Source organism: Rhodohalobacter sp. 614A (assembly GCF_021462415.1).
GTDB lineage: Bacteria > Bacteroidota > Rhodothermia > Balneolales > Balneolaceae > Rhodohalobacter.
This window is the reverse complement of sequence record NZ_JAKEDS010000002.1, coordinates 361,091-385,635: the sequence shown is the minus strand read 5'-3', so window position 1 is coordinate 385,635 and position 24,545 is coordinate 361,091. Positions and strand designations below refer to the sequence as shown.

General features: G+C 40.2%; 18 protein-coding genes. 2 read left to right on the top strand and 16 right to left on the bottom strand.

Annotated elements, in window-relative coordinates:
• Positions 1-38: 38 nt before the first annotated feature.
• From L0B18_RS10440 to L0B18_RS10405, 8 genes are all read right to left on the bottom strand, one after another.
• A complete protein-coding gene (locus tag L0B18_RS10440; protein WP_234571713.1) occupies positions 39-1,157 on the bottom strand; it encodes a DegT/DnrJ/EryC1/StrS family aminotransferase in 1,119 nt (372 codons plus the stop codon).
• Between the two features lie 2 nt (positions 1,158-1,159).
• A complete protein-coding gene (locus tag L0B18_RS10435; RefSeq protein WP_234571712.1) occupies positions 1,160-2,278 on the bottom strand; it encodes a glycosyltransferase family protein in 1,119 nt (372 codons plus the stop codon).
• A 283-nt stretch (positions 2,279-2,561) separates the two neighbouring features.
• A complete protein-coding gene (locus L0B18_RS10430) occupies positions 2,562-3,245 on the bottom strand; it encodes a class I SAM-dependent methyltransferase (protein ID WP_234571711.1) in 684 nt (227 codons plus the stop codon).
• A gap of 17 nt (positions 3,246-3,262) precedes the next feature.
• A complete protein-coding gene (locus tag L0B18_RS10425) occupies positions 3,263-3,808 on the bottom strand; it encodes an acyltransferase (RefSeq protein WP_234571710.1) in 546 nt (181 codons plus the stop codon).
• Positions 3,805-4,233, bottom strand: a complete 429-nt coding sequence (locus L0B18_RS10420) for a sugar 3,4-ketoisomerase (RefSeq protein WP_255695660.1) — start codon at positions 4,231-4,233, stop codon at positions 3,805-3,807. Before L0B18_RS10420 ends, L0B18_RS10425 begins: the two co-directional genes overlap by 4 nt.
• Entirely contained in the window at positions 4,220-4,618 is a 399-nt protein-coding gene (locus L0B18_RS10415) for a sugar 3,4-ketoisomerase (RefSeq protein WP_234571708.1), read from the bottom strand. The genes L0B18_RS10420 and L0B18_RS10415 overlap by 14 nt, the downstream gene beginning before the upstream one ends.
• A 25-nt stretch (positions 4,619-4,643) precedes the next feature.
• The gene (locus L0B18_RS10410) at positions 4,644-5,852 is read right to left on the bottom strand and encodes a Wzz/FepE/Etk N-terminal domain-containing protein (RefSeq protein ID WP_234571707.1); all 1,209 of its coding nucleotides are present in this window, start codon (positions 5,850-5,852) and stop codon (positions 4,644-4,646) included.
• 63 nt (positions 5,853-5,915) lie between these two features.
• Complete coding sequence (locus tag L0B18_RS10405) at positions 5,916-8,540, bottom strand: SLBB domain-containing protein (protein ID WP_234571706.1); 2,625 nt, start codon at positions 8,538-8,540, stop codon at positions 5,916-5,918.
• Positions 8,541-8,735: 195 nt separating this feature from the next.
• Here L0B18_RS10405 and L0B18_RS10400 point away from each other — a divergent pair, with 195 nt between their 5' ends.
• Positions 8,736-8,885: a hypothetical protein gene (locus L0B18_RS10400; protein ID WP_234571705.1), complete on the top strand. Its 150-nt coding sequence runs from the start codon at positions 8,736-8,738 to the stop codon at positions 8,883-8,885.
• A gap of 332 nt (positions 8,886-9,217) precedes the next feature.
• A complete protein-coding gene (locus L0B18_RS10395) occupies positions 9,218-9,715 on the top strand; it encodes a hypothetical protein (RefSeq protein WP_234571704.1) in 498 nt (165 codons plus the stop codon).
• A 90-nt stretch (positions 9,716-9,805) separates the two neighbouring features.
• Here L0B18_RS10395 and L0B18_RS10390 read toward each other — a convergent pair whose 3' ends face one another.
• The 8 genes from L0B18_RS10390 to L0B18_RS10355 all read right to left on the bottom strand — a co-directional run bounded on the left by L0B18_RS10390 (position 9,806) and on the right by L0B18_RS10355 (position 24,541).
• Entirely contained in the window at positions 9,806-13,345 is a 3,540-nt protein-coding gene (locus L0B18_RS10390) for an Ig-like domain-containing protein (RefSeq protein WP_234571703.1), read from the bottom strand.
• Positions 13,346-13,671: 326 nt separating this feature from the next.
• The gene (locus tag L0B18_RS10385; RefSeq protein WP_234571702.1) at positions 13,672-16,644 is read right to left on the bottom strand and encodes a fibronectin type III domain-containing protein; all 2,973 of its coding nucleotides are present in this window, start codon (positions 16,642-16,644) and stop codon (positions 13,672-13,674) included.
• Positions 16,645-16,867: 223 nt separating this feature from the next.
• Complete coding sequence (locus tag L0B18_RS10380; RefSeq protein WP_234571701.1) at positions 16,868-17,986, bottom strand: hypothetical protein; 1,119 nt, start codon at positions 17,984-17,986, stop codon at positions 16,868-16,870.
• A 118-nt stretch (positions 17,987-18,104) separates the two neighbouring features.
• Positions 18,105-19,082, bottom strand: coding sequence for a hypothetical protein (locus L0B18_RS10375; protein ID WP_234571700.1), 978 nt, complete (start codon positions 19,080-19,082; stop codon positions 18,105-18,107).
• A gap of 64 nt (positions 19,083-19,146) precedes the next feature.
• Entirely contained in the window at positions 19,147-21,084 is a 1,938-nt protein-coding gene (gene cysN / locus L0B18_RS10370; RefSeq protein ID WP_234571699.1) for a sulfate adenylyltransferase subunit CysN, read from the bottom strand.
• A gap of 104 nt (positions 21,085-21,188) precedes the next feature.
• Positions 21,189-22,091 (bottom strand): sulfate adenylyltransferase subunit CysD, encoded by a 903-nt coding sequence (gene cysD, locus L0B18_RS10365; protein WP_234571698.1) that lies wholly within the window; start codon positions 22,089-22,091, stop codon positions 21,189-21,191.
• 81 nt (positions 22,092-22,172) lie between these two features.
• Positions 22,173-22,928: a 3'(2'),5'-bisphosphate nucleotidase CysQ gene (cysQ, locus tag L0B18_RS10360; RefSeq protein ID WP_234571697.1), complete on the bottom strand. Its 756-nt coding sequence runs from the start codon at positions 22,926-22,928 to the stop codon at positions 22,173-22,175.
• Positions 22,929-23,038: 110 nt separating this feature from the next.
• Positions 23,039-24,541, bottom strand: a complete 1,503-nt coding sequence (locus L0B18_RS10355) for a hypothetical protein (RefSeq protein ID WP_234571696.1) — start codon at positions 24,539-24,541, stop codon at positions 23,039-23,041.
• Positions 24,542-24,545 lie beyond the last annotated feature (4 nt).

Here is a 24,545-nt window from a genome sequence, read left to right as displayed (position 1 = left end):
AAATGAATCTAAAGTATTTAAAATATTAGACGATACGTTTAATCTTTACATCTATATCTATTGAGCTTTTCAATAATATATTCGATTTCTTTTTCTGTAAGAGCATAACTTATTGGAAGGCTTAATTCCTGATTATGAATTTTCTCAGTAACAGGGAATGAAATGTCTGAATAGTTATTATATGCTTTCTGTTTATATGGCGGAGTAGGATAGTGTATTAATGTCTGAATATCATAATCACTAAGATATTGCTGCAGATTATCACGAAATTCACACAATACCGGAAAAAGATGCCATACATGGGCTTGATTATTTAATGGCTCTTCTATCTCTGGTAATTTTATATTCTCGTTTACAATGCCATTCAAATAAACTTCTGCGATTTCCCTTCGACGCTGATTTTCTTCGTCCAGATAGTTCATCTTAACGGATAAAAAAGCTGCTTGTATTTCATCCATTCTACTATTAACCCCTAAATAGGTATGTACGTATTTTTTTTTGCTGCCATAATTCCCCAATGCCCTTACTATTTCAGCAAGCTCACCATTATTTGTAGTTACGGCTCCTGCATCACCAAGAGCTCCAAGGTTTTTTCCCGGATAAAAACTGAAAGCGGCAGCATCTCCCAATGATCCTGTTTTCTTTCCATTCCATTCTGCTCCGATGGCTTGAGCATTATCTTCAATAACCAATAAATTATGGCGCTTTGCCATCTCTGTTAACTCTTTACTCCAACAAACCCTGCCATATAGGTGAACCACCATAATTGCTTTCGTATGGCGTGAAATATGATCTTCAATTTTTGATATATCGATATTGAAGGTTTTTATGTCTGCCTCAACAAAAACCGGTACCAAATCATTATCTGTAATTGCCAAAATGCTTGCAATAAATGTATTGGCAGGTACAATAACTTCATCACCCTTTTCCAAAACCCCCATTTCAATATAGCCTCTTAAAATAAGCCGAAGTGCATCTAACCCACTGCCTACTCCCACAGTGTAACTGACCTGGTTATAGTTTGAAAATTTTTCCTCAAATAAAGCTACCTCTTTGCCCTTTAAGTACCAACCTCCATCAATCACGTCTGCAGCAACCTGCTTCAACTCAAAAGCATATCTTTTATTAATCTTTTTGAGATTTAGAAAGTCAATCATAATTAATTCTTTAAATTAGTAACAATATCACAAAAATTATTCCATTGTATTTCTTTTGAGCAACTCATTTTTAATTTCTCATGAGCCCGCTTTGCTTTTTCTTTCCTTTCGGTTGGTTCTGACAATGAATCTTCTATTTTTGTTATAAGTTCTTCAGCATTTCTAAAAGTTAAAAAGTCCTTATCAGGCTCAATAAAGTCCGGGTAAACCCCCTCTTCTCCGATCATTAATGCCCCAACACCCAATGCTTCATAAATTCTCATATTGTCTTTAAAGACGCCGTTGTAGTTACCAGATGCATTCACAACTATTTTAGAATTACCAATAGCTTTGTACAAAGCTTGGCCATAAATGGGGCCAAGTGCATATTTTTTTATTGGCTTTGGAGTTTTATTAATCCATTTGGTAAATCTTCTCAATCCCTTCACATCAAAAAGCGGATATTTTTTATTAATACCTTGTATATGCACTTTTACATTATACTTTTTGGTGCTTTGCCATTTTAATAGTTCAGCAATAATTTGATTTCTATTGGAAAAAAACTTCTCATTACACTGCCCATAAAACAATACATCTATCTCTCTATCCTCAGAAAGATACTTTTCCCAAGATGGTACATAGGCGGGTGGTAATATACTTGCATTTAAACCCTTGCTCTTCCAGTATTTAACATGTGGCTTAAATAGAGTTACCCTGGCATCATATTTTTCATGCATAAGGGGATATTTTGCTGCAACGGCATCCCAGCAAATTTTTTTCAAATTTTCAAAAACAGCTAATTTCTGAACAAAATTATTATCATATCGTGGTGAGTGATTGTAGAAAACATCAGGTTTAAACGTTTCAATTTGGGCAAGTTTAATTTCATCTAAATCTTTTGTTTGAAGATGTTGTTCCTCTGCCCATTGATATTGCAGTCGTTCATAATCCCACAGGGTAAAAAACACTTCATTTGTTATACTCTCTAAGGCTGGTTTTAGAATATAGGTGGAAGCATACCCATCTTGTATCAGCAGTTCCCGGATCTCATTAAAGCTCAAATCCCGGTTTTTAATCTTATATTTTTTTTCGAAAGCGGGGATATGAGGCGGATACTTGTGAATACATTGAAAAACTTTCATTAATAGTCTATTGATTTAGAAATCTTATCTAAACTTAAAATTCTAAGTTTGAATCTTTATACTTTTAAAAAGGGTGTTGACAGTTTTCAAAAGAGAGTTATAGTATTTGTTTTCTAATTAACGGGTAATTTTATAATCCAAAAAACTCTCTTACTAAACTTCTTTACAGATCTTCAGTCATTAAACTACGAAGTGTATATTTTCCAGTTGTTAGATTTTAAAACAACAAAATCGTGAAGATCATTATTGGTTTTTTATATCACCAAAAGTTGAATTAAATAAATCAGCCACTTTTAATAATAGCAACATTATAAAAGTGATTATTCACTTCGAGAACTTGAAATTCGCTCGAATATGACTCCGTTAGATTATTGTCAATAAACACCTTCCAGGACTCCGGACTCCAGAAATTAATATGTCCTCTAAACCTATCTTTTCTTCCTTCCGGTACAGTAATAATAAGAGTTCCATTTCTATCCAACATAGCTTGAAGGTTGGTAAAAGCTTTTTCGGGATATAGAAGGTGTTCAAGAACTTCAGTACAGAAAACAACATCGAATTTTTTATCGTAGGACTCGTAAATATCAAACACTTCGTAATTAGCTTTAGGAAAATATTTCTTTGCTCTTTGAATAGCTTCTTCAGCATATTCAAGTCCTAAATAATTCGCATCGGGATATATTTTGTTTACGTTCAATAATAGATGTCCTGTTCCACAACCGACATCAACAATTTCGTTTATATTATTCTTGTTGATACTTATCAAGGATGATAAGCTTTCATAAAATTTCAATCTTGTTTCGTTTATATAAGCCTCTATGTTGGATTCATCAGAATAAAAATCATTCATCCCTTTTTTACTATTGTATCCAACAGGATCATGTAATTCTGCAGTGATGTCTTTATTTAACCTTAACATCTGAAATCCCAAAGGTTTTAAGATCCTATTTATGGTTTTTCCAAACATTATGAACAGTTCTGTATTTATCTTTCTTTTAAAACAGGTTCATGTTTTTCTAAGAAATACTGTCTTCCGTCAGTATCCATTAAATTTATAGAGAGAATTTTCCCCTTCCTTGTAACAAACCCTTGGTGTCTCGCAGGATTCCCATACCAGAGAGTAAAAGGCGGGATACTCTTAGTAATCAAACCCCCGGCACCAATCAAGGCGTATTCCCCAATTGTAATTCCTGCAATTATAGTTGCATTTGCACCGATACTGGCCCCTTTTTGTACAACAGTTTTTGCAAACTCTTCCGGTGGCATTTTGGATCTGGGAGTCAGGTCATTTGTAAAGGTTACATTCGGGCCAATAAACACATCATCTTCAATCCACAGGCCGTCCCAAATCTGTACTCCAGGTTTCACTGTAACATTGTCACCAATCACCACATCGTTTTCAATAAAGACATGACAATTGATGTTACAGTTTTTGCCAATCTTTGCTTTGGGTAAAATCACTGTGTATTGCCAAATCTGTGTATTTTCACCAATCTTCGAAGATTGTACGTCCGCTGTTGGATGTATCATATTTTTTTACGGGCTTTAAATAGGTTGTAATCCCTGATATAGTCATCAGCAAGAAATTCACCGGAAGCTAAAACAAGGCAAATTGCACCGGATGAAAAGTTATCCAACTCCCGCCACAGTCCCTGGGGCATATATACGCCCATGTAAGGACGGGATAGACTAAACGTTTGTTTTGTGGTACCATCATCCAGGGTAAGATCAAAACTACCACTTGCCGCAATAATAATTTGCTGTAACTCTATGTGAGCATGTCCTCCTCTTGATTCGCCTCCAGGCACATCATAAAGATAATACAGCCGTTTAATATCAAAAGGAATCATCGTTCTGTTATTGTTAATAGCTGTAATATTGCCGGCCTCATTGTGTACGATCGGCAACGTTATAACAGAACAATCAAAAACTGTACTTGTTTTAAAGGTTTGCATAGATGTTAAAATCACGAATGTAGTCCTCTTCTTCAAAGATGCTGTCGGAAGCGTGCAAAGACAAACTGTTTGTTGAAAAATTTTCCAGATGCCTCCATGTCTTTGCAGGCACAAACAAGCCATAGTACGACCGGTTCATCGAATAAACTTCCCTGGTGTTATCTTGTTTCGTAATGACTACATCAAAACTGCCGCTAAGTGCAATAATAAATTCATTTTGCTTGTAGTAAGCGTGTCCACCACGGATCTGTCCACCTGGCACATCGTAAGTCCAGAATACACGTTCAATTTTAAAAGGAATCTGATTGTTATCCTCAAAATAGGTGAGATTACCGCGATGATCTCCAATTTTAGGTAACTCTATACATTTAACTTCATTATTCATTTACTCTCCAAGCAATACTTTGAACTTAATCTCCAGTTAATTTCTCTTGAAACGACCAGTAGTAAGGTCTTAGCAAAACAATACCAGTTCCCAAAAGTCCCCCAAGAATTATAAACACGGCCAGAATAAACGTCCGCCGCGGGGCACTTCTTCTGTCGGGAACCGCCGCCGGTTCCAGTACCTTTATGACGGGTGTATCTTCCTGAACACTTATACGGGCTTCCTCAAGCCGCTGTGCCATAGAGTTGTAGAGATTAAAATTTAAGTTATACTGGCTCTGTAACAACTGCTCTTCCGTTTGGGCCATAGCCGTTAGTTGCCCCCGGTTTTGGTCATTAAATTTTGCAAGCTGCTGCTGTGCCTCTTCAAAACTGATTTTGGCTTCCTGGAATCGTTCTTCTATAAACTCAAGTTCTTGTCTGGCTTTTTGTGTCCGGTTTTCTGTGATGTATTCTGATAACCTTTGAACAATTTCGTCAGCAACATCAGCGGCAATATATGGATCCTGCATTTGGACGCTGACGGTAAACACTCCGGTTTCCTCATTAATACTTGTACCGATTCGGCCGTTTATATTGCGAAGTATTTCCCAGTCTCCCCTGGGCATATGCGTAAGCCGTTTCATCTTATCCTGGCCTGTAAATGCTCTGCCTGATGTGGTCATTACACTATCTTCATTTTTAAAAATCCAGTTTTTAACTGTAAAGGGGAGCATTATCGTGTATTTCAGAAGTTTATTAATGAACGAACTGTTTTGATACTCTCTAAAATATTCTTCAAGTGTAACTTCTTCATTCATACCCGGAACAGATACCTCGTATTGCATCAGTTCCGCCATAAAAACATTGCTATTAATAACAGCCGGATACAGATAAACTGAAATGTTATCGCCGCTTGGACGTCCACCCGCAGAAAAGCCAAATTGTTGAGCAAGGCTGCCCAAAGCGCCCAAAGACATGGATTGTCCCGTTTCAGGCATTAGACTAACCTCTGAGGTATACTCTTTTACCCCTGTCAGGGCAACTATTAAACCGATAACAGCAAAAACAACCACAGTCAGGAAGATCATCTTCCGGCCTTCCCACAATTTTCTAAAAATATCGATGAGGTCAATTTCATCATCATTCGCAACCGCCTGTATATCGATGGGAATATAGCGAATCTCGGGTGTGGGTGAGTTGGTATCCGGGTCGTTATTATACAAGTTTTTATTATCGTCTTTCTCGTTACTCATTTTCTTAAAGAATTAGATATGTATAGTAGGCACATTCACATTCGGAATTCTGTCCTCTTAAAACTATCTGGCTAATCGGTCTAAGGCAATAATCAATGAAGTTGTCATTCCCACAATTGCGGCTGAAACGGAAACCACCTCACCAAAATTCATTCGTACACGGTTTGCTTTTGCAGGTATGATAATATGAGCTCCCGGTTCGATAGGCGGTGAACTTTTTATGAGTCCGAATATATAATTTTTTCTGCGGTCAACATCCCCGTTTGCATATACAATATATACGCTTTTCTTCCGGGCATTTACTGCAAACCCTCCTGCACGGCTAATGTAATAACCCATATTGGCACCTTCCCTGTATCGCACTTCTACATCCTGCATTACAGCTCCACTAATGGCTACAGTTTGCAGTTCCTGGGGAATGCGAAGTACATCTCCATCCCGTAGAAAAAGGTCATCTCTTGACCCAGGATTTTCCAAAATTGTAGCAAGATCAATTCCGATTCTACTATCGGCAGTAGAATCTCCTCCATTTTCAGATTCTAAAGAATCATTTTGCGAAGAGCGTAAATCATCCCTGTTCAATTGAGTTCTCGTCTCAAGGATTTCTGTATCTTCGGCTTTTTCCTGATTCTCTTCTTGTTGATTGTTTTCCTGACCTTGTCTACCTGTTAGCCCCGTTTGTTGTTCATTAACAACTTCCTCAGAATCCAGGAAATCGAACTCGATCTCCGGACGGTCAATAGCGGTATGCCTTCTGATGAGTCTGGCTCCCTGTTGGTAAGCTTCGCTTGTTAAACCACCCGCTCTTTTTACAAGATCAGATATTCGTTCATCTCGGTTTTGTATCGTGTAAGTTCCGGGAAACATTACTTCCCCTTCAATAGTTACTTTCTGCTGAGTTTGATAGTCGGGACGGCGATGAATATAAACCTCATCAAAAGGCTGGAGTTGAAATATTCTGTCCTGATCTCGGAGCTGCAAATTCCGAGATACGTCAAATGTATAGATTTCAGCCAGTTGCTGTCCTCTCTGTTCGGGTAAGGCTTCACCAAGAATTCTGCGTGATATCTCAATTCGGGCCTCAGAGGCCGCATCAGTAAAGCCATTGGCTTTTAAAATCAGATCTTCAAGTGTCATGCTATCACGAAAGTTATATTCTCCCGGCTGCCGGATGGCCCCACTGATTTGTACAGATTGTTCATCATTTATTGCATGAATGCTACGAATCAATACCTGGTCTTCTCGTTTCAATGGAATGTCGTAGACATCCGGATTTTGAAGTACCTCAGACACATCAAATGAGATCTGTTCTAATGTGTAATCATCTCTCAACCGGTTGATCAACCCCCTCGACATGAACGCATCAGGACGGAGACCTTCGGCTTCCATAATCAAATCATGGAGTGTCATCCCATCCTTGAGCTCAAATTCCCCACTTCTCCATACCGCTCCATTGATAACAACACGATTTTCAAATCGGTTAAGAATCTCATCGATATAGACCAAATCGCCACTTTGTACGGGAAAATCATCATATTCATTCTGATTAACGGTTACAATTTTCCGATCTGCAGAAGTATTACGATGAATGCGTATTTGACGTGTATATGCTCTGTCTGTAAAGTTACCGGCGTATCTAAGCAGGTCTTCAAGTGTTTCTCCATCGGTGACTTCAAAATAAAGGTCGCTTCGTTTCACTTCTCCTTTAACTTCTACCCTATTCTTATATGGAGGTACCTGAATAACATCTCTGTCTCTAAGGCGAATATTCCCAGTCTGAAGACCTTCTACAAGAAAATCGTAAAGATCCATCTCGGCAATAACCTCATTGTCACGTATCACACGAATAGTTCTGTAGGATCCATCTTCTCCGGGTCCTCCACCTCTGTAGAGTGCATTAAAAACAGTTGAATTGGATTGAATAGTATAATCTCCGGGATTTGTAACTTCCCCAATAATAGAGACCTGAATGGTTCGAAGTCTCTCAATAGAAACTCTTGCATAGGTGGTTTGATCAGGGCCTTCATCTCCAAGCCCGGAATAGATCCGCTCAAGTTCTCCAATTATTTTATCACTGGCCTCTTCAATGGTCAACCCATTTACAAAGATAGGACCAATACCCTGTACAAAAATGGATCCTTCAGGATTTACAATCAACCTGTAGGTATCCGTTTGGTCGCCCCAAATGTTTATCACCAATTCATCTCCGGCTCCAAGCGTATAATTAACCGGTGTTGCCACATTAAGTGTGGGTGAAAATTCCGTTTCACGATATCGGAAAATTTGTGAGCCAAATGTTTTACGCATCTCCTCCGTTTCCACACGCTCTGGCCGTATAAATTCTTGGGGAATTGAAAATTCATCTTCCTGCTGTTGAAGGTCTCCGGTACCCGATTCTTCAAAATTCTCATCCATTTGTAACTGTTGAATCCGGGTGCGTAGCTGGTTGGCTACGGCAGGTGAAAGCCCCCGAGCCTGTGCCATCTGAAGAGCCTGATCAATAGTTATTCCTTCTTGTTCGGCACGAAGAATTGCTGCACGAAGTTGAGTGTCTGAAATATCAGATGACTGTAAAGTGCCAAGATCTACTGAGTCCAGTCCTCCAAATTGGGCGTATGAGACATTTATGGATAAGACTAGAATGACAATCGAAAAAAATAAAAAAGCAAAAGCTCTGATTTTGGTCATGCTCAAGTTATAAACAAATTTTTATGGAGTGATCAAGTGAGGCACAAAAATGTGTTTGTGAAAATATCCAACTATGTCAAAATTAACAATTCTACTTTTGGATCCCTTCTGCATAAATACAAACTACGGACCGTTAAATTTTCAGACGGAAGTTTTCGCACCTCAGCTAATATATTCAATTAACAGGCATTATTGATGCGCCAATACTCGATCCATCTGAACATGCATAAAATCCAGGATAGCCGGGTAGCCATTCTTTATCGTGCACAAATTCTTCCATATTTTGAAATATGTGGGATACATGCTTATCGGATTCAGATTGAGGGAGCAAAGAAGGCTGATTAAGCGGAATCATATTTTATGAATAACTGGTGAAACGACATTTTCCCTTTTGAAATAATTGCTTAATAAATCATACATTTGATAGTTCAACACTTTCAAAAACTGATTTAAAAAAAGAATTACTGTTCGTAAAATCGCGAATCAATCTTATATACTTTCTCGGCATAATGGTCCAAATTCTCAAAAAAGTTTATAAAAAAATCAGGAGCTCATTTCGGAGAATTCGTAAGCGATCAAAGATCTACCTGCGGGACGTTAGAAATAAATTAAAATACGGACTTTCGGCTCCCCTGTACAATGAACGAATATGGGTGGATCCACGAAAAATTGAGTCAATGATTGAACGCGAAGAGGTGAAAAGGGTGAGTGGCCTGCACCGAAGTGAAGCCAGCGGCGTTGTTGTGGATTGGAATAAGGTTGAGGATATCAAACCTATCTCTGGGGAGTTCAGAATCCAATACTGCTACGGACATTGGAAAGATGGAAAATCATGGGAAGAGCTGGGAGTGATTGAACACATGAGCAACACAAAAAAATATGGCGACTGGCCCCAAAAAAAAATTAAAGCCCGTTTTGAAATGCTGGACCAGGCTTTTGAGGAAACGAAAAGAGACGGACGTTTAAAAACAAGAGAAGAAATGGATCCTTCCAATTTCAGAGAATCGGAAGGAATCTTGGTCCATATCGGATCAGGCGGTGAGGTTATTTTTGGTGGAAATGGATTTCACCGGCTTGCAATAGCCAAAGTTCTGGAGCTTGAAAAAATCCCTGCATGTGTGGGTTTGGTGGCTCAGGATTCAATGAAGTATCTGGATAAGTATCGCAAACCCTAGTAATCCTCTATCTCCACAGAATCACTTTATCGATGCTTTTTTCAGCTTCGCTTTCAAAATGAGCTTCTTCAAAGAAGATATCTTGCCGCTCTACTTTACAAGGACCATCTTCCGGGTTTTCACCTCGTCATCAGTAATCAACCTGTAGAAATAGACGCCGGCTGCAAGTCCCGCACCGTTAAACTGAACTTCGTAGTAACCTGTTTCCAACTCTTCATCCAGCAAAGTCTGGACAGGAGCTCCAAGGGAATTGAATACACGCAATTCAACGTGCATTTTGTTCGGAAGTGTGAGCGGGATTTTTGAACGAATCAAAAACGGATTGGGATAATTATTTCCAAGCCTCAGAACACCATCATTTGGAACAAATTCAAGCCTGATGGTTCCAATCTCAATGCTTTCGACAACTACGGAATATTCTACAGCTTCGGCGGATGTGTTCGTTACATCAAAAGTGGCTATTCCTTCATCATTTGTAACTGGCTGAACACCCTCCACTTCTGAATTGCCATTATGAGGTTGTAAAGAGACATTCAAACCCTCCAATAAAATTCCACCGTCACTGCGAACTATAATCGTGATTTGATTGGGTTGATCTCCATTCGCCAAAACCCGCATTTGCGAAGATGCAATTTCTGATTCCTCACTGCTTATCGTCAACGTTGAAGCTTCCACAAGGCTGGAATTTCCACTTGTGCGCGGTCCCGCTTCTGAACGAACACGATAGAAGTAAGTTTCTCCCGGAATAAGGTTCTCGACCACAAAACTTGTCGAAGTGCCTACATCACGGTTGTTGTATTCTGGAAGTTTATTCTCAAATGATCCATCTATTGCCACATCCAACCTGTACTTCCTGGCTCCTTCGGCTTCATTCCAGTTCGCGGTAAACTTCAGGGCATTCCTATTAGATGCTGCTAGGGCCTCCGGCGTTTCCGGAAATGTTGTAGTTTGAATAAGTTGGGAATTTGCTCCAATCAATCCGTCGCTTACGGCACGCACCCGGTATAAATAAGTTGTACCAGGCGCTACATCCTGAACAGTGAAAGAGGTCACATTGCCGGCATCATAAGCACTGTAAGGTTCGACTAAATTATTAAAAGAGCTGTCTGTAGCAACATCAATCAGGTAAGTCGCAGCTCCACCAACCATTTCCCAATTTGTCCTGAATTGTCTTGTCTGAACATTCGTAGCGGCTAAACCAACGGGTGCAATTGGGATAAATCCTACTGAAACGTCATCCGGAAATTCAACTCCTTCTGCCGTAACCCTGTAGTTCACAATTTGAGGAGTATTGTTTGTTACCGTAAAAACGGCCGTCCCGTTTGATTCGGTTATCTTTTCGGAATTATCAATAACAGAATTGCCATTCAGTGCTTCAATTAAGACCCGTGCTCCGTGTAAAACATCGCCGTCTTCATCCCGGGTAGTTACTGTAATTTGGCTCTCCTCTTCCCCATTTGCCTGCACATTTTCCGGATTAGCAGTGAGGAGCGATTCTTCCGGATCTACAGTTACAAATCGAGCGTTTATCGTTTCACTAATTGTTACTCCAAGTGCACTTGCGGAATACGTTATTGCCCCAGTATTACCATTTTTAACCCTAAAAATTGCAACACCTTCAGAGTTTGTTGTTTTCCGAACATTCGTAATTGTGGAATTTCCGCCATTTTGATTCAGGTTTATATCCACGTTGCTGAAAGGATCACCATCCTCATCTCGTGCTGTTACAGTGATTGTAGCTTCTGCACTTCCATTGGCAAGAATTTTTTGAGTGGAAATAGACATCTCAGACTTATTCGCATCAATCGGTATAAAGTTTACCGAAACGTCGTTCCCAATGGTAACTCCCAACCCTTTGGCCTCATACTCCACAACTTCAGCTACTTTGTTGGTTACTTTGAATTCAGCAATACCGTCGTCGTCCGTAACCTTTTGAATGGCTTCAATATTTGAATTTCCTCCATTTTGTTGCAGACTGATTTCAAGCCCCTGAAGTTCATCTCCGTCTTCATCTCTGGCAACTACGGTTATGATACTCGATTCTGCACCATTGGCCTGAATTCTGTTCTCGCTGGAAGCAATGGATGATTCTTCGGGATCAACCGTCACAAAACGAACAGACACCTGTTGATCGATGGTTACGCCCATTCCACTTGCTGTAAACGTAACATTCTCTGCCATATCATTACTGACCTCAAACACCGCCTCGCCATTCGAATTTGTATTCTGGCTGTTATCGTTGATGTCTACATTTCCACTGTTTGAATTCAGGTTGATCTGAACGTCTTCCAACGGATCACCATCTTCATCTCTGGCAGTTACGGTTATTTCACTTTTTGCTGATCCGTTTGCAATTACCTTCTCCCTGTTTGATGCTACCGAAGATTCTTCTCCGTCGATATTGACGAACCGGACAGAAACTTGCTGATCGATAGTCGTTCCATAACCACTGGCTGTAAATGTAACCGTTTCGGCACCCGAGTTGCTTACATCAAACCTTGCTTCTCCATCAGAGTTTGTATAGCTGTTCACTTCATCGATATCAGAATTTCCACTGTTGGAATTAAGATTGATTTTAATTCCCGGCAGTCGGTCCCCCCCAGGAGTACGAGCCGTTACCGTTACCCTTGCTGTGGCATTTCCATTTGCTATAACTTTTTCCTTATCGGCTGCCAGAGTTGATTCGTTACCTCCCACAGGCGACACTTCATACTGGTAGATAATCTCTTCACTTGTTGAAGACATATAGAACCAGCGGATATCCGGACTCATGGTAAATCCTTCCGCATTTGGAATTTGTGAGGCCGTACTAAACGACCCGACATAATTAGCAGAACTTACATCAAATTCGTCGGATAAAACATATTCCAGTACCTCCTGTCTGTCCGTATCATTCAAAAACATCCGATCGCCCTGCTCATTGAAATAGATTCCCCTAACCGCTTCCTGTTCATCAGAAATATCCAGTACTTCATCGAGAGAGGCTGTTTCAACATCCCAGGACTCAGAGAGATTAAACTGGAATATTACTTCCTGAATCCTGTCATCCACATATAGTTTTTTTCCATCTGGCCGAAACTCAATATCATGCCCCCTGACAACGGTACTACTCAGGTTTTTATAACCGGTGTTGTTGGCTGATGAAATATCCCAGGCTGTAGATAAGGTATATTCCCATATCTCTGTGCGGTTAAACACCCACATTTTTTTTCCATCCGATTTCCGAATAAAAAATCCATTGGCGGCTACTGCATTCTGGGCTCCGTCACCCATTTCCGGAGAGATATCCAACTCTCTCACAAAAGAGGCACTTTCAATATCCCAATCATTGGACAAATGGTACTCTAAAACGTTTTGTGAAGTTCGCCCAAGAATATAGTATCGGGTTCCATCGGGTTTGAAATCCGCGCCTCTCGCGCCATCGGTGCCTACTGATTTATTATCGCCTGTATAGGATGAGTATTCGATAATGGATACAGAACCATTCGCTTCCGCAGTAAATATATCTGTCTGATTCTGTAAAAAACCTTGTTGGACCAGTGAACTTCTGATCTCGCGAAATCTCTCTAACTCTTCAGCAGTCAGTGGTTCTTGACCGTATAAAAGTGCCGGGGAATAGAAACTCAGCACAAAAATAAAAATAGAAACTAATCGTAGCGCTTTGATTGTAGTATTACCTCTTCTGTTCGAAAATTGTTGTACTTCCTTATTTAATGATCAATCGCTCTTTCAACAAATGATCAGCAATCAATCCAAACGTAAAATCCCGTTCACATTTTTCGTGGAATTTTATAATTCTTCCTTTTTACGTACCCAATAATTAAAGTAGCTTTGTTTTACCCTCTATAAGATAAAAAGGTGTAATAGTTTTAAACTCTTCGAGATAAGAGTACCGTAATAATATCTAAATTAATTTTATAAAGTCTTTTGAACCCATAAAATTAATTGAAGCATGGCTATTTGACAAGAACCATTTTTCCTGTTTTTGTACCCTCTTCAGTAATCAACCGGTAGAAATATACACCCGCTGCCAAATCAGCTCCATTGAAAGGCACTTCATAATATCCTGTCTCTATTTCCTCGTCAATCAGTGTACGCACAGGCGCTCCCAATGAATTGAAAACCTGGAGTTTGACACTCATTAATTTTGGTATTGTTAAAGGAATAGAAGAGTTAAACCGAAATGGATTTGGAAAATTATGGCCTAAACTCAATTCGCCTTCAACCGGTAAGAACTCAACTGAGATCTCACCCATATCTACGGTGGCAGCCGTTACAGAGTATGTAACTTCTTCCGGTTTTGTGTTTTTAACTCCAAAAACAGCCATACCTTCTTCATTTGTAACAGGTTGAATTTCCTCAATTTGAGAACTGCCGTTCTCCGAATTTAATTCGACTTTAACACCACTCTGCAAGGCACCTTCTTCGTCCCGGACGATTATCATAATCTCGTTGACCTGTTCCCCGTTTGCCAAAACCCGCAACTGCTGAGAAGTAATTTCTGAACTTTCCGTATCTATTAAATTGGTTGTAGCATTAACAATATTGGAGTTGTTACTGAGCCGGGGTTCGGATTCCGCCTGAACCCTGTAGTAGTAATTTCTTCCGGGAAGCAGTCCATCCACTTCATAGGATTGAACATTTCCAACATCCAAATCCTCATACCCCTGCACGATCTGTTCAAAATTCTGATCTCGTGCAACATCTAACCGATATTTTTTTGCACCGGCCGCAGCATTCCAGTTCGCTTTAAAAGAGATTACACTTATATCAGACGCCCCGGTTGCTTCTGGCGTATCCGGGAAAGTAATGGTACTAATCGCCTGAGAATTGATACCAACTAAACTGTTGGTTACCGCTCTTACACGATAGAAATACTCCGTACCCGGATTCACCGCTTCCACTGTATGTGATGTTACATTTCCTACATTCCGGGAATCATATCCGCTTACAAATTGAGAAAAGCTGTTGTCGGTAGCCACATCCAGAATATACGAATCGGTATCAGGAACCAGTTCCCAGTTTGCCTTAAATTGTCGATTCTGAACTCCACTCGCAGACAGTGCCACAGGAGCAACAGGCAAGTATGTAACTTGCACTTTTTGGGTGACCTCTTTACTTCCAACCGATGCTCCGTAGGTAACGGTTTGTGCACGGTCGTTAAAAACCTGGAACTCTGCCAATCCTTGTGCATTGGTTCTCACAAACTTATTTACAGCTTTTAAATTTCCTTCTTCAGCAAATAGCGATACCTGGAAATTCTCAACAGGTTGATCATCTTCATCGCGAACGCTTACAGTGATACCAACTTTTTCCTTGTTGTCTCCAACTGCTGTATTTTTCTCGGCCGACATCGATGACAGGTTCGGATCAATAATAATAAGCTGAACAACAATATCATCTGAACTATCACTTGTCGTTAAATCATTTTCTGCTCGAACCTGGTAATAATATGTTTCTTCGGGATCAAGATCTTCAAGCTCAAATTCATTGGTATCTCCCAGGGATTTATTTTTATTATTTCTGAAGAAGGTGTCAAAATCGGGATCGGTTGAAACATCAATCCGGTAATTGGTGGCACCTTCAACTAATTCCCAGCGTGCTGTAAATGAGGTTGGTGTGATATCATCCGGAGGAAGTGAAGTCGGTTCTCTCAAAAAAACATAATCGGTAAACTCATCCAGTACTTGTCCGTTCTCGCCAATAGCCGTGGCCGTTTGAGCACTTCCATCAATCTCTACAACTACAAAGTTGTGTATCTGATCTGTTACCTGTTCATGATACCATCTGTTTTCAGCAGCACGATCATTATCTGATCCCCATGCACCGCCGCCCATATAAATCACACCATTTTGTGCATTATTTCCATATTGACAATCCTTCTCATTGCGGATTTCATCATCACATTGGCCAATCGGAAACGTTCTTTTATATATATGATCGTGATGCTCAAAAACCAATCGAATCCTGTTATCCCAAAAAACTTTATGCCAGTTGTTTCTAACCAGATCTTCCTGCGGCCCAATTAACGTCCGCGATGCAAAAGTTGGCCATCCCGCCACATGATAGATCGGAATAACATGTCGAACGCCCTGCCGATTGTTTAATGTGCCCCGCAACCACTGGGTTTGCATCCCGGGAATGCGTTGGGTATGATCGGAATCGAGAGTGATAATGCTGAGGTATTCTCTAAAATCCAGTTTCCCATAAGAAATTTTTGATCCCCATTGATCTTGCGGGTACCGGAAAAATGTATAGTAAAAAACTGCATCCTCGGGGTCGTCTCCATATCTGTTAGGCACTTCATTATTCCCCACGGCTGCAAGAATCGGGACCATAAATCCGTCATCAGTAACCATATTGTCATGCCACAGCCTAAAAAAGTCCATCCACTGATTTACATTATTTGCATCTCCCCTGGCGTGTGCCAAATCCCCACCGAGAACTGCAAAATAGGGATCAGCTGCAGCGGCATGTATACTTACTTTCACAAAGTCCTCAAGAGCTTGCTCATACCCTACACCATTTTCAAGTATATCGCCGGCAACAATAAATTTCATGGGGGTTTCAAGCGAATTGGGAGCTGTTCTGAATTTATGAATGTCACTATTCCCACCGACTCTAAATTCATAAGCCTGGCCAGGAGTCAACCCATTCAGGTGAACGGTATAGACTCTCATTGAACTTCCCGGAATGGATCGGTTTGATCCGCTTGAAGTAGACCATCCAGCAGAACCAACCGTTCGATATTCTACAGTCGCATTCCCACCCGAATTATCAACCCAGTTGACGACCATCGTTTCGAGAGGATTATCTACCCATTCAAGATAAATAGACTGGGCAGATGCTACCTCAAGAAGTGGTATCGAAAAAAGAAATACAAATAACGCCAGGAAACAGCTTTTAAAATAGCTCGAATGTTTAAACATCAATTAGAGAGATGAAATCGTATATATTGTTCTATACAGACTTAAATAGATTTAGATTAAAAACGAAAAATATAGTATGTAGTTTTTCAAAATCAAACTTCTGATAAACCCCAAACACTGATTTAACTACATTTTTTTCAAGGCATGGAATTTATTAGGATTTGCAATCAAATGTAAACTCAAAAAAAGGATAAGGGTTCCAAATCGAATTAGGCTTTTATAATCATTTACCGAATAAACCTTTCAATGATTTTTTAAGCCCGGGAAATTTGTTCAAGTTTTCTGAGAACGTTTTCTTCGCCTGGAAACGTAAAAAATATTTCTTCAACTTCTTTGCCAGTTTTCTCTTTTCATTCTCACTATCCTCCTTGACGAGCAATAGCGCCTTAGAAAAATTGACGATCACAGCCTCAAGTGTCAACCCGTTATACTGGTTATTTGTTGAATTGTATTTGGGCTGAGGGAACAAGGTTTCCTCAGCCAGATATTCTCTGGCAACCGCAGAATTCGACTCAAGATATCTCTCAAGAAAAACCGATCTCTCATTTTCTGTAAAGAAAGAATACTCTTCAAATGGATATTTTGCATTCACCTGATCGTATATTTTTCGGAGTTGCAACCGTTCTTCTCCCTCAAAATATTTATTCATAATCCGGGTGATTTCCATTGTATCCCTTGAAAAGCCCTTGTTTTTGGAAGTTGTCTCCTCAAAATTGGCAAGAATATCACTCCCAATCACCTTTCCAAAATCCTGAATAAGACTGTTTGTTTCGGGTAGATATTTTTTGTGATATCTCCGCACAATGATCTTTTCTTTTCCAAAAACATCGGCATAACCCTGAAGCAAAGAATACCAGTTAAAATCGGACGAATCGAACTGATTCAAAAAATCCTCGAAACTGTGGGTTTCTCCCAAACGAATACTTTGCTGGTAAAGCGATTCAAAGAAGTCGTCCTGACGCCGTAAATAGACAATGACAGAAATATCCAGGCCCAGATCTTTGGTGATTTCAAAAAGATTCTGGGCAACAGCTTTTGCATTTTTAAATCCGTAAAAAGGATTTCCACTGAATTCCTCAGCGCTTGAAATAAAGTTTATATCTTTGTTTTTACCTCGCTTATCCTCAAGTATTTTTTTAAACTTCTTTCTCGATTTTTGGATAAACTTATCCTCAAGTTTGGTAAACTCGCGTACAATACCATCTTGATCCACCATTTTATTCTCTTTACAGAGATAGTAAAACCCCTCCTCCTCCAGTTTTTCCCGTAACGTATAAAGATTGTACTGAATGGTTGAGGAACCGGTTTTCCAGGTCCCGATATGAATGAGCAACTTTGACATAAAAGATGTTAAAAAGGTGTGTTTAAATTTCGAATGGCATCCAATCCAATGTTATCAACTAACCAAAATCATTGAGCATTCCGGATCGAAAAATTCAAAGCAGATTAAAATAGGAGAATTAATTTCGAACAATCTTACTATCCACTTTCTTTTTTAATAAACGGAACATTTTAGAGGTAATTGACTTTTTCGTACGCTTATCATCTCCGTCTTTATAGTGTAATTCCCGCCCGGAAAAACCCATCCGAACAGAATCTACATATTGATAAGCTTTCGTGTAAGGTAAAGGGGCAAATACCTTTAGCTTTTCTACTTTCTCCACATCTTGAGCAATTTCATCTTTTGAAAATGAGGAGTAATCAGTCTTCAGATAATACTTATCAAAAAGATCGTTCAGGACTTCCCAGAAAGGAAGTTCTCTTAGTTTAAATTGGGTATCAAGTCCCCTGGGTTCTACTTTTGAAGAGTGATGAACATGATCGAGCTTAAAAACACTTTTAGGATCTTTCTCATCAAATGCCCCAAAATTTTCCCACCAGTTTTTTACGTAATCGTTCAATTCTAAGTCGAGATAATCGGACAGGCTATTGATTACATTCTTTTGATTTGTAATAAAATCTTCCAGCCAAAAATGAAATGCGTGATTGTACTGAGCAGACTGAATGGTATAACGCAGGTAATCCATAGCCGGAGCGACAATATCGAGATCCGTTCGAAAGTATTTAATAACACTTTCCTTCACCAGCCACGATCGAATATCTCTGTTCGTAAAAATAATTTTATGATCCGTTTCTGTTTGCGTTAGAGCGGCATCCAGGCTGTTGATTTTTGTTCCTACATATTGGTAGGAATAAGCGGGTTCTTTTTCTTTGAGATATGAAAAAAGATCTAATATGGGTGTTCCAAAATCCTTGGTGGACCTGAAAAACTGCCTGGCTTCGGGATACCGTTCAAACAACTGATTTCCGTATTTGGTAATCTGAGATTGTGCAATATAATTCTCAAAAAGCACAAAGATTTCCGGATGACAGTTGAGTAATCCTGTCAGGCTGGAAGTGGCAGTTTTTTTTGGACCTTGTATTAATAGAACCTTCATTCTTCCTCATATTTCTGACGGTAATTTAAAAAAAATCACTATCAGAGCAATTGAAGAGTTAAAATTACTTAATGTGGTTCCTAACCAGATCTACAGCTTCTTCCACACTTAAATCTGTGGTATCAATATGTAGAGATGTTTTCTCTTCCGGAGCTTCGTGAGAGGCATCAAAACCGGTAAGATTTGTAATTTCCCCTTTCTTTGCTTTTTCATAGAGGCCTTTCGGATCCCTGTTTTGGGCCGTTTCAGGAGAACATGTTATAAATATTTCCTGGAATCTACCTTCCGGGAACAGGCTTTTAACAATTTCCCGATCTTTCTTATACGGAGAAACAAACGTACAAAGCACAATATTGCCATGCTCAAAGAAAAGTCGTGCGGTTTCACCTACCCTTCGAATGTTTTCGGACCGGTCTTCAGCACTGAAACCTAAATCTCTGTTCAATCCATGTCGAACCTGATCGCCGTCCAGTAAAACGGTCTGCTTTCCCTCTTCCCAGAGCATTTTCTCTACCTCTTTGGCAATTGTGCTTTTTCCTGCACCGGAAATACCAGTAAACCAAAGAACCATAGCTTTGTGTCCGTTTCGTTTTTCACGTTCTTCCCGTGAAATATTCCAGGGTTCCCAAACAACATTCGGAGAGGATGTTGGCAGTATTTCTTGATTCGTTTCACTTGATTCGGCTTCCAGTACTTCATCAATAGAATCCTCATCATCAGCAATTGTTGAACCTGCACGGATCATTCCCGCACCTACGGTAACATTGGTTGCCGGATCAATAATAATAAAGCTTCCCGTTTTCTGATTTATTTGATAGGGATCATAAAACAACGGATTGGAAGTCTGAAGCTTAACACGGCCGATTTCATTTAAATGAAGAGTATCGGCATCTTCTCTTCCAATGGTATCCACATTCATCCTGTAAACCAGGTCCTGGACAAAAACCTGTGCCGTTCGGCTTGTATGATTGATCACATACGCTTTGTTTAATTCCAACGGTTCTTCTGTCATCCAGCAGAGATATGCCTCAAAATGATTACTTACATTAGGCACATTATTTTTCCTGACAATCATATCTCCACGACTGATATCAATTTCGTCTTCCAGCGTAATCGTTATAGAATCGCCGGGGTGAGCTTCATCAAGTTTCTCATCATAAGTGACAATCTCCTTGATTTTACTCGTCATTCTGGAGGGTAAAGCCATAACTTCTTCTCCCGGACGAACCCTTCCGGATGCAACTCTCCCTGAGAAGCCTCTGAAGTTTTGGTTGGGACGAATCACATACTGAACGGGAAGACGGAAATCCACAATATTTTGCGTGGAATCTACCTTAACGCTTTCCAAGATATGCAATAAGGTAGAGCCATTATACCAATCCATATTTTCGCCCTTATCCACAACATTATCACCTTTGAGGGCCGAAATCGGTACATACGTAATATCGTCTACATCCAGTTTGTGAGCAAAATTCCTGAAATCAGAAACAATCTCTTCAAACCGTTTTTTGCTGTAATCAACAAGGTCCATTTTGTTCACAGCCACAACCAGGTGCGGAATCTGCAAGAGTGAGGAGATAAACGCATGGCGCTTGGACTGAGTGAGCAACCCTTTGGTTGCATCTACAAGAATTACGGCCAGTTCTGCCGTGGAAGCGCCGGTAACCATATTTCTTGTGTACTGAATATGGCCGGGCGTATCGGCAATAATGAATTTTCTTTTTGGAGTGGCAAAGTACCGGTAGGCTACGTCGATAGTGATCTTTTGCTCCCGCTCGGCTTTTAAACCATCCGTCAGTAATGCCAGGTTTACACCTTCCTCGCCACTACTTTTGCTCGATTTCTCGATGGCTTCCATCTGGTCTTCAAAAATAGACTTGGAGTCGTATAAAAGCCTGCCGATTAATGTACTTTTCCCATCATCCACGCTACCTGCAGTTGTAAACCGAAGCAGGTCCATGTCTAAATATTTATTTCCGCTTTGCCCGTTGGAATTGCTCATCAATGCTATTAAATCTGTTTATTATTTTAAAAAATGCTGATTCGGGATTTCACCTAAATCGACTTTCGGTCATCTGTCAACCGTTTCCGGATCTCCATCCTATCTTAAAAATACCCAAGCCGCTTTCGGTCTTCCATGGCGGTTTCACTCCGCTTGTCATCATGCCGGGTTCCTCTTTCGGTTTGCCGGGCCGAGGCTACCTCATCAATAATCTCTTTAATATTGGATGCATCCGATAACACAGCCCCCGTACAGGTGGCATCACCGATGGTTCGGAAACGCACGGTTCTGGTTTCGAGTTTTTCATCTTCCATGCGATTCACAAATTCCGTATCTGCAAGCCACACACCTCTCCTGTTAAAGACTTGCCGATCATGAGAAAAGTAGATTGAAGGAATATCAATATTTTCCTGGGCGATATACTGCCAAACGTCCATTTCTGTCCAGTTACTCAAAGGAAAGACCCGGAAACTTTCGCCCGGATTTTTTCTTCCGTTGAAAAGATTCCAGAGTTCGGGACGCTGGTTTTTTGGATCCCATTGTCCAAACACATCTCTGTGAGAGAAGAATCGTTCTTTGGCTCTTGCTTTTTCCTCATCCCGCCGGCCGCCGCCAAGCGCTGCATCCACCTGATGTTCTTTTAAAGTGTCTAAAAGAGTTACGGTTTGAAGGGCATTGCGGCTCGCATCAGGTCCCGTTTCTTCTTTCACACGGCCTTTATCTATCGAATCCTGAACGTATCCTACAATCAATTCGAGATTGTTCTCTTCAACAAGCTTGTCTCGAAATTCGATAGTTTCAGGAAAGTTGTGTCCTGTATCGATATGCATCAACGGGAAGGGTATATTGCCGGGATAAAAAGCCTTTTGTGCGAGGTGGAACATACAAATTGAGTCCTTTCCGCCCGAAAAAAGAAGTACCGGCCTTTCGAACTGAGCGGCCACTTCCCTCATTACGTATATTCCTTCATCTTCAAGTTCCTTCAGATGATTTCTTTCTTTCATCATGTGATCCGTAAATCGTAGTTTTCAACTAAATTTTCTGTAAGCAGGGAAATTAAGGCTTTCGCTATTGGATATCCATCTTTTCTATTCATGTCCAATAACAAATTCTCCATTCTTCATAGATTCTTTGTTGTATGTTATGGGGGAGTATCTTGCTTCATCTTTTCCAGAGTACCTGAAAACCGCATCACCGGCAGCTGTGTCCCATTCCATGGTTGGGCCAAATCTCGGATAAATGTCAGCCACTCCTTCTGCAACCAGGCAAAACTTCAGGGAACTTCCGGCAGCTACAGACTCGCCCACTTTAAAACCCATTTCCTCTAACCGGTCTTCTGTATCGGAAGCGCCATGAGAACGGCTCGAAACAATAGTTACCGGCTGATCTTTGTCTGGCCTCGATGATAAAATCCTTGTTTTGTTTCCCTCTTGATCAATCTTATGAGAACCAATTGATTTCTGGCCGATATATGTAATTTTCTTTGCCGGAATGTGTACTACCCCAATTACGGGCTCGCCCTCTTCCATCAGGGCTATATTAACTGTGAATTCGCCGTTTTTTTTGATGAATTCCTTCGTGCCGTCCAACGGATCGACGAGCCAATACGAGCGCCATTTTGTTCTTTCCTCATATGCTGGTATCCCACTTTCTTCTGATATAATCGGGGTGTCGGGGGTTAACTCTTTCAAAGAGTTCACAATTACATTATGAGAAGCCAGATCGGCTTTGGTGAGCGGAGAATCGTCTTCTTTCCTCGTTACCTTGATCTCTTCATCATAGTAGCCTAAAATGGCTTTTCCTGCCTCTATCGAAATATTGATTAACTCGTCGATTTGATTCATAAAACTTCACAAAAATTAGTTACTGATTTGTAGATGATATCCCACTTGTTCAGGAGTCCTCAAAATTAGCGAATCATATATTCATTAAAAAATAGGGACTTGGTTAGTTTTTATTCGGTACGCTTTTTAGCTAAAGTTGTGAATAAATTGTTATAGCTTTTTCTAATCACGTAGAAAAACAGAATGGAGAGACAAATTAGCATGGATGGTATTGCGGGATCACTGAACCGGGGAATGTTGTGGGTGGCCCCCGCATGAAAGAGCAACATTAATACCGGAAGAATGGTTAGAGCCATATAGATCCTGTCGAATTTTATCAAACCAAAAATAAAGAAGCTCCATAATGACAGGTAGGCTAATAGATTCACCACATCGTGCAAATACCTTTGTAAAGTATCGGGAAATAACGGAATTGTACTGTTGGGGAAACACCATATTCCACGCCAAAGAAATACCGGAGACATTAATACATGCCGAACAGGATGATTTAAAATCATTTCTTTGGCTTCACCCTGCAAAAAATTATATACATCTCGCCGGCTAGCTTCCTGTCCATCTCTTCCCATTTCAGTTTGCAGCCTGTTTACTTCCGCCCTCGATTTATTAAAGAAAGACTCTGCCAATTCGGGCCTTCCGTCATCAACGGCGGCACTATCACTTTCCAAATCACGATTCAGACGAACCAGTTTCCCACCGGATTCAAAATCACTCTCTTTAAATCCCAGAAAACTATCTCTGACAATACTACGGTATATTTCGGGTCCCCATAAATAAATAGCTCCGTTAACTTCTTCTTTTGTCATCATATTATGTTCAGCTCTTTGATACAGAACTACCCCTCCTCTTTGAGTGATCCCAACTTCTCCATATATATAATAATTCCTGATCAGCCATGGGCCAACTACAATAAACGCTCCAAAAAACAACAGGCCAACTTTTACAGGCTTCTTTTCTGAAGTTCCCCCAAAAATAAAAACCAAAAGAAGTACGAGGAACAGGTAATAGAATACGGCTTTGATTAAGATGAGTAATCCAAGTGAAAGACCTGCTATGAAATATATAAAAAGACGTTCCCATTTTACTGCAATCAAAAGGAAATAAGATGACCAAATGATTAATGCAGCGGCCGGCAGTTCTGTAAACAAGGTACCAAAGTGGCCCCCAAAACGAATGAAATAAATCAATATGAAAAATAATGCCAGAAAAGGAACCCACTTATTAGCCGTAACCGAGTAACTCAAAAATCCTACGCCAATCAACAACAGAAGAATCCAAAACAGATCAACCTGCTTTATTTTCTTTGTGTGTTCTCCCGATTGTAAACTCTGTAAGGTTACCTTGTTCAATCCGGGATGCAGAGCAATAAATGCCGCAGTGACAATTGGCGGAATCGGCTCACGGTAGTTGGTAGGTTCCGGAACCACTGTGGTATCATTCTCATTTGATAACACTCCACTGTTGTACAAGTGATAAGCCATCCTGAGGTTCTGAACCGCATCGCTTACAATGGGTTTATTGTCTATTAATCCGTGCATATAAAACAGGATGGCAAAACAAAAAACTACGTATACAATCGAAAAGGTGTATCTATTGTAATTTTTTTGGATTTGCATAGAC

Coding starts and splice junctions, on each gene's coding strand:
- L0B18_RS10440 (WP_234571713.1), bottom strand. CDS start 1,157: ATGATTGACTTTCTAAATCTCAAAAAGATTAATAAAAGATATGCTTTT.
- L0B18_RS10435 (WP_234571712.1), bottom strand. CDS start 2,278: ATGAAAGTTTTTCAATGTATTCACAAGTATCCGCCTCATATCCCCGCT.
- L0B18_RS10430 (WP_234571711.1), bottom strand. CDS start 3,245: ATGTTTGGAAAAACCATAAATAGGATCTTAAAACCTTTGGGATTTCAG.
- L0B18_RS10425 (WP_234571710.1), bottom strand. CDS start 3,808: ATGATACATCCAACAGCGGACGTACAATCTTCGAAGATTGGTGAAAAT.
- L0B18_RS10420 (WP_255695660.1), bottom strand. CDS start 4,233: ATGCAAACCTTTAAAACAAGTACAGTTTTTGATTGTTCTGTTATAACG.
- L0B18_RS10415 (WP_234571708.1), bottom strand. CDS start 4,618: ATGAATAATGAAGTTAAATGTATAGAGTTACCTAAAATTGGAGATCAT.
- L0B18_RS10410 (WP_234571707.1), bottom strand. CDS start 5,852: ATGAGTAACGAGAAAGACGATAATAAAAACTTGTATAATAACGACCCG.
- L0B18_RS10405 (WP_234571706.1), bottom strand. CDS start 8,540: ATGACCAAAATCAGAGCTTTTGCTTTTTTATTTTTTTCGATTGTCATT.
- L0B18_RS10400 (WP_234571705.1), top strand. CDS start 8,736: ATGCGCCAATACTCGATCCATCTGAACATGCATAAAATCCAGGATAGC.
- L0B18_RS10395 (WP_234571704.1), top strand. CDS start 9,218: ATGATTGAACGCGAAGAGGTGAAAAGGGTGAGTGGCCTGCACCGAAGT.
- L0B18_RS10385 (WP_234571702.1), bottom strand. CDS start 16,644: ATGTTTAAACATTCGAGCTATTTTAAAAGCTGTTTCCTGGCGTTATTT.
- L0B18_RS10380 (WP_234571701.1), bottom strand. CDS start 17,986: ATGTCAAAGTTGCTCATTCATATCGGGACCTGGAAAACCGGTTCCTCA.
- L0B18_RS10375 (WP_234571700.1), bottom strand. CDS start 19,082: ATGAAGGTTCTATTAATACAAGGTCCAAAAAAAACTGCCACTTCCAGC.
- cysN (WP_234571699.1), bottom strand. CDS start 21,084: ATGAGCAATTCCAACGGGCAAAGCGGAAATAAATATTTAGACATGGAC.
- cysD (WP_234571698.1), bottom strand. CDS start 22,091: ATGATGAAAGAAAGAAATCATCTGAAGGAACTTGAAGATGAAGGAATA.
- cysQ (WP_234571697.1), bottom strand. CDS start 22,928: ATGAATCAAATCGACGAGTTAATCAATATTTCGATAGAGGCAGGAAAA.
- L0B18_RS10355 (WP_234571696.1), bottom strand. CDS start 24,541: ATGCAAATCCAAAAAAATTACAATAGATACACCTTTTCGATTGTATAC.